14 protein-coding genes are annotated in these 12,750 nt (G+C 63.9%); 6 read left to right on the top strand and 8 right to left on the bottom strand.

Translation table 11 applies throughout. From position 1 onward, the window contains the following. Positions 1-55 precede the first annotated feature (55 nt). The gene (locus ACFHWW_RS08260; protein WP_018096749.1) at positions 56-460 is read right to left on the bottom strand and encodes a GFA family protein; all 405 of its coding nucleotides are present in this window, start codon (positions 458-460) and stop codon (positions 56-58) included. Between the two features lie 126 nt (positions 461-586). Here ACFHWW_RS08260 and ACFHWW_RS08255 point away from each other — a divergent pair, with 126 nt between their 5' ends. Next, a complete protein-coding gene (locus tag ACFHWW_RS08255) occupies positions 587-1,054 on the top strand; it encodes a MarR family winged helix-turn-helix transcriptional regulator (protein WP_379937951.1) in 468 nt (155 codons plus the stop codon). A 327-nt stretch (positions 1,055-1,381) separates the two neighbouring features. Here the strand turns inward: ACFHWW_RS08255 and ACFHWW_RS08250 are convergent, their stop codons facing one another. From ACFHWW_RS08250 to ACFHWW_RS08225, 6 genes are all read right to left on the bottom strand, one after another. Then, positions 1,382-1,825, bottom strand: a complete 444-nt coding sequence (locus ACFHWW_RS08250) for a pseudoazurin (RefSeq protein WP_026168789.1) — start codon at positions 1,823-1,825, stop codon at positions 1,382-1,384. A 43-nt stretch (positions 1,826-1,868) separates the two neighbouring features. After that, complete coding sequence (locus ACFHWW_RS08245) at positions 1,869-2,210, bottom strand: c-type cytochrome (RefSeq protein WP_379937950.1); 342 nt, start codon at positions 2,208-2,210, stop codon at positions 1,869-1,871. 75 nt (positions 2,211-2,285) lie between these two features. Then, positions 2,286-3,485, bottom strand: a complete 1,200-nt coding sequence (locus tag ACFHWW_RS08240) for a sulfite oxidase (protein ID WP_018096745.1) — start codon at positions 3,483-3,485, stop codon at positions 2,286-2,288. A gap of 144 nt (positions 3,486-3,629) precedes the next feature. Beyond that, positions 3,630-4,403, bottom strand: a complete 774-nt coding sequence (locus ACFHWW_RS08235) for an anti-sigma factor (RefSeq protein WP_018096744.1) — start codon at positions 4,401-4,403, stop codon at positions 3,630-3,632. After that, positions 4,400-4,924, bottom strand: coding sequence for an RNA polymerase sigma factor (locus ACFHWW_RS08230; protein WP_379937949.1), 525 nt, complete (start codon positions 4,922-4,924; stop codon positions 4,400-4,402). Before ACFHWW_RS08230 ends, ACFHWW_RS08235 begins: the two co-directional genes overlap by 4 nt. Positions 4,925-5,073: 149 nt before the next feature. Then, positions 5,074-5,520, bottom strand: a complete 447-nt coding sequence (locus ACFHWW_RS08225; RefSeq protein ID WP_018096742.1) for a MarR family winged helix-turn-helix transcriptional regulator — start codon at positions 5,518-5,520, stop codon at positions 5,074-5,076. 150 nt (positions 5,521-5,670) lie between these two features. On the opposite strand from ACFHWW_RS08225, the gene ACFHWW_RS08220 reads away from it, so the two are divergent. Together ACFHWW_RS08220 and ACFHWW_RS08215 are read left to right on the top strand one after the other, a co-directional pair. Then, positions 5,671-6,144 carry a DUF1579 domain-containing protein gene (locus tag ACFHWW_RS08220; RefSeq protein WP_338277111.1) on the top strand — a complete coding sequence of 158 codons (474 nt, stop codon included), beginning with the start codon at positions 5,671-5,673 and terminating at the stop codon, positions 6,142-6,144. A 204-nt stretch (positions 6,145-6,348) separates the two neighbouring features. Continuing rightward, positions 6,349-7,110, top strand: a complete 762-nt coding sequence (locus ACFHWW_RS08215; protein WP_379937948.1) for a VOC family protein — start codon at positions 6,349-6,351, stop codon at positions 7,108-7,110. A 69-nt stretch (positions 7,111-7,179) separates the two neighbouring features. Here ACFHWW_RS08215 and ACFHWW_RS08210 read toward each other — a convergent pair whose 3' ends face one another. Beyond that, positions 7,180-8,136: a LysR family transcriptional regulator gene (locus tag ACFHWW_RS08210; protein WP_379937947.1), complete on the bottom strand. Its 957-nt coding sequence runs from the start codon at positions 8,134-8,136 to the stop codon at positions 7,180-7,182. 105 nt (positions 8,137-8,241) lie between these two features. Between ACFHWW_RS08210 and ACFHWW_RS08205 the strand changes: the two genes are divergently transcribed. The 3 genes from ACFHWW_RS08205 to ACFHWW_RS08195 all read left to right on the top strand — a co-directional run bounded on the left by ACFHWW_RS08205 (position 8,242) and on the right by ACFHWW_RS08195 (position 12,746). Then, on the top strand, positions 8,242-9,276 hold the full coding sequence (locus tag ACFHWW_RS08205) for an aldo/keto reductase (RefSeq protein ID WP_324762350.1): 1,035 nt from the start codon (positions 8,242-8,244) through the stop codon (positions 9,274-9,276). 170 nt (positions 9,277-9,446) lie between these two features. Further along, positions 9,447-11,855, top strand: a complete 2,409-nt coding sequence (locus ACFHWW_RS08200; protein WP_379937945.1) for a circularly permuted type 2 ATP-grasp protein — start codon at positions 9,447-9,449, stop codon at positions 11,853-11,855. A gap of 3 nt (positions 11,856-11,858) precedes the next feature. Then, positions 11,859-12,746, top strand: a complete 888-nt coding sequence (locus tag ACFHWW_RS08195; RefSeq protein ID WP_379937944.1) for a transglutaminase domain-containing protein — start codon at positions 11,859-11,861, stop codon at positions 12,744-12,746. Positions 12,747-12,750: the final 4 nt, after the last annotated feature.

Genomic DNA, 12,750 nt, shown 5'->3' with positions numbered 1-12,750 from the left:
GCTGTCGAACAGGCTCCCGCCGCGGCGGGAGCCTTTTCGTTTCGGAGCTGTCAATTCACATGTGCCGGGTCTCGGCCGGTGCATTCCACCAGTTGTTGTGGAGCCCGTCCATATATTGGATCGGCAGGGCCGCAAACTCGGCGGGATCGACCCCGTCGAGGCATGCGACATTGATGGAGACGAAGGCGCCGCCGATCTCTTCGACATAGCCGTGGCCATAGGGCGTCACGCCGCACGCCGTGCAGAACCGATGATGGCCGCTCATCGTGCCGAACTGATAATCGCCGATGCCTGCCTCCTCGCACATCAGCCGGAAATCCTCCGGCTTAACGCTTGCGCCCCAATAACGCAGTTTCGAGCAGTACGAGCAATTGCAGCGGCTGGTTCCCGCTTCGAGATCGATGTCGACCTCGAAGCGGATCCGTCCACAGTGGCAGCTGCCCTGATAGGTCTTTTGCATCTCGTTTCTCCCCGTTTGAACTTAAATCTTCCAGATTCCTTGATGTTCAATGATCGCAGGCTTGCCAAGCATCGAGCATAGTGACAACATGTTGTCATCTAAGCGAAACGACAATATGTTGTCAATATGAATCCAAGTTCTCGTACACCGCCCGGCGACGCCTTCGCAGAGTTCGCCATCTCGGTTCTTCGCCTCGCCGGACATCTGACCTCCGAAGGAGATAGGCTCGCGCAACCATCCGGCCAGAGCAGCGCCCGCTGGCAGGTTCTGGCCGCGGCTGGACATGCTGCCATGTCGGTTGCCGATACCGCGCGCGCGCTCGGGCTCGCCCGGCAGGGGGTACAGCGCATTGCCGACGTTCTGAAAGCCGAGGGTTTGATCGAGTACCGGGACAATCCCGCCCATCAGCGCGCGAAGCTGATTGTGCTCACTCCGCGGGGCGAAACGGTCCTCGCAGAGATCACCGCACGCCAGGCCGTCTGGGCGAATGAGCTTGGCAGCGAAGTCGGAGAGGAAAAGCTGCGGCGGGCGACTGTGCTCGTCGGAGAAATCATCGCGCTCTTCCGCGAGCGCGGTGCGGCGGCCCCGCCGTAAGCGCCTGCAAAACGGTTGTTGCAAACAAAAGACGGCAGCCGCGGTATCGCCGGCTATCGCTACGCTACCCTCGCGCTCCTCATACCCGTGCCTCCACGGGAATCCAGCCAGCCCAAGTCCTTGGGCTGGAAAGAACCCCCACGCCGCGAAGGCAGCGCTGCTGGTGCTTGTGACAAGCACAGAAATCAGAAATCAGGAAAACACGAACTCACAATGATTTAGGTCGGGCCGACCTGAAATCATGATCGGTTCCAAGAAGGCGCGGGATGCGTGCGGAAAACCGCACGCAATTTTCCTCGTCCCGCTACAAGCGCAAGCAACCGTCCGTCAGCCGCCGCGCTCGATTTCCGCGAAGATCTTCTCCGCGGCCGCCTTCGATTTTCCGGGATATTTGATGCCCTTGACCGCTTCGAGGTTCGCCGGCTCTCCGACCACGATGGCGCCGATCATGCCCATGCCCAGATGCGGCGTGCATTGATACATGTAGACACCGGGCTCGCTCAGCGTCACGCTGACCTCTTCGTTGATCTTGCCCTTCCAGCTCTCTACCCCTTCCGGCGCACCGCCCTTCATCAGAGCTGAATTGTGCCCCTTGTTCGTCGCCACGAAGGTGATGGTGTCTCCGGGCTGGGCACGCACGACTGCGGGCTCGAATGCCATTATCCGGCCGTCGGCGGCCTTGTTCAGCATTTCGATGCGAAATTCCGCGGCCTGTACCTGACCTGCGTACGCCGCCCCCAACATTGCCAAAAGCATCATTCTTGTCTTCAACGCACTCTCCTCTGCTTGACGAGCAACGCTCGCATGACGCCGATCACTCGGCCTTTCCGGCAACCGTCGAGACATAAAGCGCGACGGCCTCGATTTCTTCGTCCGTGAGGGTTTCGTTGGCCGGCATCGGGCCTATGCCGTTGATGACGGCCGTGCTCACCCTCTCCGCGTCCGGTGCGAGTTCGTCGAGGTTGGGTCCGACTTCCCCGACGGCCTCCGCATCCGCCAGCGTATGACAGAGCGCACATTGGGGTTCCGACCGTTCGAGGAATATCTCTTTACCGAGCGCAAGCTTGTCTTCTTCGGCGGATGCCGTGATCGTCGACAGGCCGATGGTTACGCAGGTGAGCACGGCCGCGATCCGGCGGCTTGAAGCATAGGTCATGTTCTGATCCGAAACTGATGGGAAAAGATCGTGAAACAGGGTTCCGCGGCATGCGCAGCGGAACCCTTCGTTTCATCAGGAGACAGTGAGCTTGACGCCCGGCGCACGCCAGCCGTTATGGCTGTAGCCGGCTCCATTCATTTCGCTTTCCTCGGGCTGTACGTTGCCCTCGGTGTCCGTCGCACGGCTGACGAGCGTGTAGGTCCCGGGCGCCAGGTCGGCCGAGAGGACGAAGACGCGCCAGGCGAAACGTCCAAGGTCGGGTCCGACGAACTCGGCTTCCTGCCACGTCTGGCCGCCGTCCACAGAGACTTCCACGCTCTTGCAGGCATTCATTCCGCCGAAGGCGACGCCGGCAATCTGAACCGGGCCCGCTTTTGCGGCCTCCTGCGCGGTGGTGATCCAGGACTTCACCGGCTGCTCCCAGACCGACGGCTGGTCGGGAGAGCCTTTCTCTCCGAGTGCGTGCACCCGATAGCTGGACTTCTGGATCTTCGCGTCCGTCTCGGCCTCGGTCAGGGCGACAGCCTTGACATATTTGATGTTGTTGACGCCGGAATAGCCGGGGACGACCATGCGCAGCGGGCCCCCATGGGCGAGGGAAAGAGGCCTCCCGTTCATTTCCCATGCCAGGATCACATTATCGAGGTTCGAGATCGGGACGGAGCGCTCGACCACCAGAAGCTTGGGGTCGAGCCCTGCCGGAAGCTCCTCACCGCCCGTCCCCGTGATGAAGCGGGCGCCTTCCGCCGGGCCGCCGAGGGCCTCGACAACGGCCTTCAGAGGGACGCCGCTCCAGATGACGCAGCCCGCAGCACCCACCGTCCAGGGCGTGCCGCTCATTTTCTGACCTTCCGTCAGTTGATCCTTGAAATATTTGCGCCCATTGCCTGAACATTGCAGAACAGTCGCCGCCGTCACCAGGCCCAGCGTCTTCAGTTCGGCGACCGTGAGCGTCCGCGGCTCCTTTACGCCTGATATCTCCACCTTCCATCCGTCGCGATCGGCAAGAATCGATTCCGGAGGCGTGTTGACGTTGTTGCGGATGTAGAGCTTCTCCTCGGGCGTGATGACGCTGGTGCCGAACTCGCTCCGCTTGGTCTCCAGTGTCTTGTCGCTATGGACGATCAGCGCATCGGCGTCCTTCCAGGCAAGATAGTCGGGCAGAGGCGTCGTCTCCTTGGCCTCTGCAAGCCCAGCGGTTCCGGCAGCAACGACAGCTCCGGCGCTCCCGGTCAGAAAACTCCGCCGCTTCATGGTCAGCATCTCAGTCAAGTCGCGTCTCCTTTTCCCGGATGGCAGCATGCCGATCCGATCGTCCCCGAAATGACTGGAAGAGACGAACGACGCACCGGAAAATTCCCTCCGGCTGATCATTTTTCTGAACTGGCAGCGTCGCGCGTCCGATCGGGCGCAGCGTCAGCCGATGCACGGCGCACGCGTCGCGCCGAGGCTTGCGATTATTTTCTGCTTTCCCCGGCCATCCCCTTCGCTCGCCAGTTTCAGAGCGCCGGCGAGAAGGGCGAAACGGGCTTCGTCCATTCCCCGGGCGACAAGCAGGAAGCTTGCGGCGTCACCCGACCAGGAGGCATGAAGCAGGCCGTTATCGATCGACATGTCGAAACCGTGCTCCGCGTCCGGGCGACCGATCCGGAAGAGGCTCAGCCGACAACCGGAGCTGCCGACATAGCCCGTATGCGATGCGGCCTCCCCATTCACGGAAGTTTCGCGCGTAAAGGCCGGCGTCAGTCCGGCCGCGAACATTTCCGGCACGAAAACATCGGGCGGTGAGGAGGCCGGGAGCATGGGCGGCGTGAAAGAGCCTCCGATCCAGGCCGCATGCTCCAGCGCGGCATCGCGAACCGCCGCGTCCCCGGGCAGCCCCGCCGGCACCCACACCGGTGCCCTTGCCAGGCCGAACCAGGCCACCGCAAAGACCAGCAGACTGGCACACGCACCCGCGGCAAACGACAGCATCCATCTGCTGGCCGGCCGCGGACGCGGCACCGTCACCACCACGATCTCGGGAGCCATTCCCGCAACTGCCGCCTTCATCTCGGACAGATTGGCCGCGCGCCGCGCCACGGCTTCATCGGATGCAATCAGACGTGCGACCCGCGACGCCTCCTCCGGCTCGAGTTCGCCGTCGATATAGGCGCTCAAAATATCGGGATCCAGGTCGTTTTCTCTCATTTCCGGCCTTCTCGATGCGGCGCGAGTGCGACGACATTGGCATCGCCGAGGTGTGACGCCAGCGCCCGCCTTGCGCGGCTGACCCGGCTCATGACGGTACCCTTGGGCACGGCGATCATCGTTGCCACCTCCTCGTAGCTGAAACCGGATATGTCTACCAACGCGAGGATTTCGCGATGCTCGGTGCTGAGGCGGGTAAACGCCTGGCGGACCGAAAATGCATCGACCAGCACGGTTTCAGGGGCGACCGGCGCGGGCACAAGGTCCGTGACGAACTCCTGTTCCAGGTCGGAGCGCCGGCGGCGCAAGCGCGACTGGTCGATAAAGATGTTCCGAAGGATGGCGAAGAGCCATGCGCGAAATGCCGGCTCCGTTTCGGGCACGCTTCGCGCATCCAAGGCGCGGGCGATGCACTCCTGGAAGATATCCTGTGCTCCGTCGCGATCGCGCGAAAGCGCGACGGCATAAGCGAAAAGCCGCGCATAATGCGGTTCCAGTCTCCGTTCAACGCGCGAGCGCATGATACCCGATCAGGGCTGCTCGCGTTCCCGCCTCGATGCTTCCGGTTCGTCCCATTTTTCCTCCGCGGCGTAGAGACGAGCGAGTTGCCCCGCTTATTCCATGATGCGCTCCCTCCGCTCGCGATTTCTCGGCGCGCTTGCCGGCCCCATCAGGTCAGTGCGAGCAGATCTGCCCGCAGACGTTGCGCGCCGCCCTCCCCCAGACCTTCGTCGAGCGCTTCATGGGTTGCCTTCCAGATCGGCAGGGCTTCGGCCAGCAGCCGGCCGCCCTCCGCCGTCAGCCGCACGCGTTTCAGACGCCTGTCGCCAGGGTCGGCGAACGCCTCTACAAGGCCTCGTCGCTCCAGCGGCTTCAGCGCCGCCGTCAAGGTCGTGCGGTCCATGGCGAGCACGGCGGCAACCGCGCTCATGCTCGGCGGGTCCGGCCGGTTGAGCGACATCATCAGCGAGAACTGACCATTGGTAATCTCGAGCGGCCTCAGCGCCTCGTCGAACCGGCGGGCGAGCGCCCGGGCGGCGCGCTGGACATGCAGGCACAGGCAGGTGTCCCTGACGAAGAGCGTGGTGGAAAAAGGTATCGGCAGCGGCTTTGACATAAAATAGTAATGTTGATATCAACATAATTAGTCAAGCGCCGGCGTGAGGCGAGCGCAAAGGAAGCACGGAAGGATCCTTCGGCCGCTGAGCGACGTTTCAGCGCCGCGCCCGGCGAAGGGGACGGCTGTGCACGACCATGGGAGGGAATCGTGAAAATAGAGCCGCAGGAAGAACACCGATGGCTGGAACAGCTGCTCGGCGAGTGGACCGTCACGTCGGAGGATTCGACGGGAAGCGGCGAGGACAGCCAGCCCTGGATCGAAAACGTCCGCTCGATGCACGGTCTCTGGGTCGTGTGCGAGGGACAGGGCATCATGCCCGGGGGAAGCCCCGGCCAGACTTTGATGACGCTCGGCTACAATCCCGACACCAAGCGTTATCTCGGCACCTGGATAGGATCCATGATGACGCATATGTGGGTCTATGACGGCGTGATCGAGGACGACGGGAAGACGCTTGCCCTCAATTGTGAAGGCCCCGACTTCGAAAATCCCGGCAAGACCGCACGATATCAGGATAGAATAACGCTCATCGACGCGAACCGCCGGACCCTTACGGCCCGCGTCCAGACCGAAAGCGGCGACTGGAAAGAAATGATGCGCGCGGAATACCGCCGCCGCTAGAGAGGAATCGAGGAAAAGTGCGCGCGGTTTTCCGCCCGCATTCCGCGCTGACTTACAGGCGATCACGTTCACGATTTCAGGTCGACAACGACATGAAGCGCGTGCGGACGGACCGGAACTAGCCTTCGATTGCGTTCGCGTTCCCCCACGCGACCGTCCGTCGCCGCCCGCAACGACACATCCAGAACAACCGGAGGACCGACAATGCATGGGAAATTCGTCTGGTACGAACTGATGACGACGGACGTGAAGGCGGCGGAAGCCTTCTACAGGGACATCGTTGGCTGGAGCGCGCGCGACGCGGGAGTGCCCGGCATGAACTACACGCTCTTTTCCGCCGGAGACCACCAGGTAGCGGGTCTCATGACGATGCCGGAAGGTGCGCTCGACATGCAGATACCGCCGGCATGGCTCGGCTATATCGCGGTCGACGATGTCGACGAGACCGCCGCCAAACTCGCCGCCGAAGGCGGAACGGTCCATCGAGCGCCGGAGGACATTCCGAATATCGGCCGCTTCGCGATCGTGACCGACCCGCACGGCGCCGCCTTCGCCCTCTTCAGGGGCGACGGCGATCCGCCACCGGCCATGGAACAAATGGCTGCCGGCAATATCGGCTGGCACGAACTGATGGCCGGCGACCTCGACACGGCCTTCAGCTTCTATTCCAAGCTGTTCGGCTGGACCAAGGACCAGGCGATGGATATGGGCGAGATGGGCATCTATCAGATCTTCGCCCATAATGGTCAGCCGATCGGCGGGATGATGACCAGACCGAGAGAGGTTCCCAATCCCTTCTGGCTCTACTACTTCAATGTCGAGGCGATTGACGCGGCAATCGACCGGGCGCAATCCGGCGGCGCGAAGCTGTTGATGGGTCCGATGGAAGTGCCCGGCGGAGCGTGGATCGCGCAGTTCACCGACCCTCAAGGGGCGCTCTTCGCGCTGGTCGCGCCGAAACGCTGAAGGTTGGCGCCTCTCGAAATGCGGGAAGGCGGCGAACATCTTCGCCGCTGTCCTGCTCCGGCGATCATCTCATGCCGGTGCCGGTACCGGCGAAGTCCGGCGCCTGCCCGCGTCCTGCCCCGGCGTGACGCGGGCATGGCGGGCGAGGAAATCAAGGACGGCGCGGACGCGCGCAGGCAGAGCGCCGCCCTGGCCGAGATAGACCGCGTGAACCTCCTCGAGATCGCCCGGATTAAGGTCTTCCAGAACCGGCACGAGCCGCCGGGCGCTGACGTCTTCCCTTACGGTGAACTCCGCAAGCCGTGCCAGCCCGGCGCCGGCAAGCGCCAATTGGCGCAACCCCTCGCCATCGCTCACCTGTACCGCCCCTGAGGCCGGCAGCACCACCGTTTCCCCGCCTCTCCTCAACGGCCAGCCGTCGACGGCGCGCGCGTAGCAGAAGCCGAGCCGCTCATGCTCCTTGAGCTCCTCGAGCGAGGACGGCATTCCGTACCGTTCTATGTAGGACGGTGCCGCCACGATCATCATCCGCGTCGCCCCGAGCTTGCGCGCAATCAGCGTCGAGCTCTTCAGCGGCCCCGCGCGGACAGCCACGTCGGCGCGCGCCTCCATCAGGTCCACGACGGCGTCGGTCATGACGATGTCGAGGCTGACGGCAGGAAAATGCGCCCGGAACTCGGGCACCAGCGGCATCAGGACGTGGGTGCCGAACGAGGCGTTGACGTTCAGCCGGACCCGGCCGACAGGGCTCTCGCCGGCCGATGCAGATCGCTCCGCCTCGTCGATATCGGCGAGGATGCGCACCGTGCGGTCGTAGAATGCATGTCCCTCCGGCGTCAGCTGCAGCTTTCGCGTCGAGCGGTTCACCAGCCTCACGCCAAGCCGCTCCTCGAGGCGCAGCACGAGCTTGCTGACGGCCGAAGGCGTCATCCGGTAATGGCGGGCAGCAGCCGAAAATCCGCCAAGCTCCACCGCCTTCGCAAAGATCTCCATTTCGCCCGAGCGATTGACCGAGGGTCTCGACATATGAATTCAGCTCACAGATAATATTCCCGGCGACAGTCTATATCCAAAGCGAGTACAGCTCCATCTTCATGTGACTGATTCATGGGCAAGAGTGGAGTTGCACCTATGGAATATCGACGGCTTGGTTCCTCGGGACTGAAAGTACCGGTCCTCAGCTTCGGAGCGGGCACCTTCGGCGGCAAAGGGCCGCTCTTCGGCGCCTGGGGCAGTACGGATGCGTCCGAGGCGCGCCGCCTCGTCGACATTTGCCTGGAGGCGGGCGTCAATCTTTTCGACACGGCAGACGTCTATTCCGACGGCGCTTCGGAAGAGGTTCTTGGCGCCGCGATCAAGGGCCGGCGCGACGACGTCATTCTGTCGACGAAGCTGTCGCTTCCTGTCGGCGAAGGGCCGAACGCCGCCGGCTCGTCGCGCTCGCGCCTGATCAGCGGTGTGGAAAAGGCGCTGAAACGGCTCGGAACCGACTATATCGACCTGCTGCAACTGCACGCCTTCGATGCCGGAACGCCCGTCGAAGAGGTGCTGTCGACCCTCGACACGCTCGTGCGCTCGGGCAAGCTGCGCTATGTCGGCGTTTCCAATTTTTCCGGCTGGCAGCTGATGAAATCCCTCGCCGCCGCCGACCGCCACGGATATCCGCGCTACGTCGCCAACCAGGTCTATTATTCGTTGGTCGGCCGCGATTACGAATGGGAACTGATGCCGCTCGGTCTCGATCAGGGCGTCGGCGCACTCGTCTGGAGCCCGCTCGGCTGGGGGCGGCTCACCGGCAAGATCCGCCGCGGCGAGCCCTGGCCCGAGGGCAGCCGCCTGCACGACACCGCCGCCTTCGGGCCGCCGGTCGACGAGGAAAAGCTCTACGACGTCGTTGAGGTTCTCCATGCCATCGCGCAGGAAACCGGCAAGACGGTTCCGCAAATCGCCATCAATTGGCTTCTCCAGCGCCCGACCGTTTCGAGTGTCATTATCGGCGCGCGCAATGAAGAGCAGCTCAGACAGAACCTCGGTGCCGTCGGCTGGTCGCTCACCGCCGAGGCGGTTGCCCGCCTCGACGCGGCGAGTGTGACGACCGCCCCCTACCCTTACTTCCCCTATTACCGGCAGGAGGGCTTCGCGCGGATCAACCCGCCGGTCGTCTGAAGAAACGGGACATGCACGCAAGCGGCGAAGCCGGCAGCTCAAACGGGCCTGCCGGCCATCTGCCGAAAGCTTCGCCAGCGAAACATTCCATATTTGTGATACATGGTCGAATCGAAATCGGCGGTTCAGCCGATGATGTTGCGCGAGCGGGGCGTCCGGCAGGAGTTGGAATGGCGAAGAGGCAGGCGGCAGGGCCGGAACAGATGAGCCGAATCGAGGGCGGCGGGGCCTTTGGCTATCGCGCCTTGCCCGGCGTCGCCGACGAAATGCTCGACGCGCGCGGCAACGTCCGGCCGGTATGGCAGCGACTGCTCGCGACGCTCGGCCGCATGGAAGAGACGGATCTTGCCAACCGCTTCGCCCGCGCGGACCGGTACCTGCGCGATGCCGGAGTCTTCTATCGCGCCTACGGCAAAGAGAATTCCGAGCGCGGCTGGCCGCTTTCGCACATTCCCGTATTGATCGACGAGGCGGAATGGGCCACGGTTTCCGCCGGCCTCGTCCAGCGGGCCGAACTGCTCGAGCGGGTGCTTGCCGACGTCTATGGCGAGAACCGGCTGGTCAAGGCCGGCCTTCTGCCCCCCGCGCTCATCGCTTCCAATCCGGAGTTCCTGCGCCCGATGGTCGGTCTCGAACCGGCGAACGGACATTTTCTGCACTTCTGCTCCTTCGAGATCGGACGCGGCCCCGACGGAAACTGGTGGGTGCTTTCCGACCGGACCGAGGCGCCCTCCGGCGCCGGCTTTGCGCTCGAGAACCGGGTGGCGACGACGCGCGCCTTTTCCGACCTCTATGCAGAAAGCCATGTCCATCGCCTGGCGGGATTCTTCGGCGCCTTCCGCGACACGCTGCAGGGGCACAAGCAGCATGCGGACGACCGCATTGCCGTGCTCTCGCCGGGCTTCGCCAACGAGACCTATTTCGAGCATGCCTACATTGCCCGCTATCTCGGTTTCATGCTGCTCGAGGGCGAGGATCTGACGGTTGTCGGAGGACGGGTCATGGTGCGCACGGTGGCCGGCCTGAAACCCGTCGGTGTGCTCTGGCGCCGCCTCGACGCATCGTTTGCCGATCCGCTGGAGCTCAACCAATCCTCCCATATCGGCACCCCGGGCATCGTCGAGGCGCTGAGGGCCGGCTCCGTCTCGATCGTCAATGCACTCGGATCCGGTATCCTGGAAACGCGTGCCTTCCTGGCTTTCATGCCGGCGATCTGCCGTCATCTGCTCGGCGAGGAGCAGAAGCTGCCGTCGATCGCCACCTGGTGGTGCGGACAGGAAGCCGAACGGCGGCATGTCGCCGGCAATATCGAGCGCATGGTCATCGGCCCGGCCTATTCGACGCGGCCCTTCTTCGACGACGAAGGCCAGTCGGTACTCGGCGCCTCCTTTCGCGAAAGCGCCGGGACCTCCGTCGGCGAATGGCTCGCCGCGGACGGCGGCAAGCTGGTGGGCCAGGAGGCCGTTACGCTGTCGACGACGCCGGCCTGGGTGCTTGGCCGGCTCACACCTCGACCGATGAGCCTCCGGGTGTTTGCCGCGCGCACGCGCGACGGCTGGCAGATCATGCCGGGCGGCTTCGCTCGCATCGGCTCCGGCGATGACGTGGCGGCAATAGCAATGCAGGCCGGCGGCACTGCCGCCGACGTCTGGATCGTGAGCGGCAAGCCCGTCGACCGCACGACTTTGCTTCCGGCGGAGGAGAGCTTCACCCGAAACCTGCCCGGCAGCCTGCCCAGCCGGGCTGCGGACAACCTCTTCTGGCTCGGCCGCTATATAGAAAGGGCGGAAGGCGCCCTTCGGGTTCTGCGCGCCTGGCACGGGCGTTTCGCCGAATCCGCCGATGCGAACATGCCGCTCCTGAAGGACGTGAGCGACTACCTCGCCGTACTCGGAATCAACACCGGAGAGCCGGTACCGGACAGCCTGCTTTCCAGTATCGACAGCGCCCTTTTCAGCGCCGGGAACATCCGCGACCGCTTCTCGCCGGACGGGTGGCTCGCGCTCAACGACCTCTCCAGAACGGCGCGGAAGTTCCACGCGACCGTTCAGGCGGGCGACGACGCCACGCACGCGATGACGGTCCTTCTGCGAAAACTCGCCGGCTTCGCGGGCCTGGTGCACGAAAACATGTATCGCTTCACGGGATGGCGGTTCCTGTCGATCGGACGCTATCTCGAACGCGGCCTGCATATGACGGGACTGCTCGGCCACATGTCCGGGCCGGAGGCTCCCGACGGCGCCTATGACATGCTGCTGGAGATCGGCGACAGCGTCATGACGCACCGCCGGCGCTACAACGTCAACACGGCGGCACCGACGGTCACCGACCTTCTGGCGCTCGATCCGCTCAATCCGCGCTCGGTGCTTTATCAGCTCAACGAGATCAAGAAAGAGGTCGAGCTCCTGCCGAATGCCTTCGTCAACGGGCAGATGTCACCGTTCTATCGCGAGACGATGCGGCTTCATTCCGGGCTTGCGATCATGACGCCGGAGCAGATGGATATGGCCGTCTACAGGCGCCTGATGCAGGATCTCGAACGGCTGTCCGAACTGCTGGCGCAGACCTATCTCGGCTGAAGGATGGCTGCCGTGCTCTACGACATCAGCCTGAAGATCACCTACGGTTACGAAGCTCCGGTAAGCGGCGGAAGACATCTCTTACGTGTCCTGCCGGTATCCATTCCCGGGCGGCAACGTCTTGTAGCCGGATCCGTGACTTGCCAGCCGGTGCCCTTCGAACGCCGGGAAGGCAAGGATTTCTTCGCCAATCACACGACGTCGATCCTGTTCCGCTCCGTGCATGACCATCTCGTCATGCGGATGCAGGCGCGTGTCCAGGCCGAGGCGCCGGCGCTCACGGCCGACCTCTCGCCTCCGCTCGGCAGTCTTGCGTCCGAGCTTGCCGCCTGCTGGTCGGTCGACTCCGAATCCCCGCATCATTTCCTGGGTCCGAGCCCGCTCCTTCCCGCCGTGCCGGAGATCGCCGCCTATGCCCGCGCGATCGCCGGCAACGCTATGACGGTCGAGCAGATCGGAGCCGCCGTCTGCGATCGCATCCACCGCGACTTCGCCTACGACCCCGAAGCGACCACCGTGAGCACCACCCCCGGCGAGGCCTTCGAGCTGAAGCGCGGCGTCTGCCAGGACTTCGCCCATGTGATGATCGTGGCGCTGCGCAGCCTCGGGATCCCCGCCGGCTATGTCAGCGGGTTCCTGAGAACCCTGCCGCCGCCGGGCCGGGACCGGCTGGAAGGCGCCGACGCGATGCATGCCTGGGTCCGCTTCTGGTGCGGCACCACGGGCGGCTGGATGGAGCTTGATCCTACCAACAATATTCCGGCTGGCATCGACCACATCGTCGTCGGCCATGGCCGCGACTACGGCGATGTCGCCCCCGTGATCGGGGTGCTGAAGGGCTATGGCCGTCACACGACGGAGCAGGCCGTCGACGTCGTACCCGTCGGCTGACCCG

Origin of the sequence: Sinorhizobium sp. P24N7 (genome assembly GCF_042436655.1) — a bacterium.
Taxonomy (GTDB): Bacteria; Pseudomonadota; Alphaproteobacteria; order Rhizobiales; family Rhizobiaceae; genus Sinorhizobium; species Sinorhizobium meliloti_A.
This window is presented reverse-complemented; position numbering and strand designations above follow the sequence as displayed.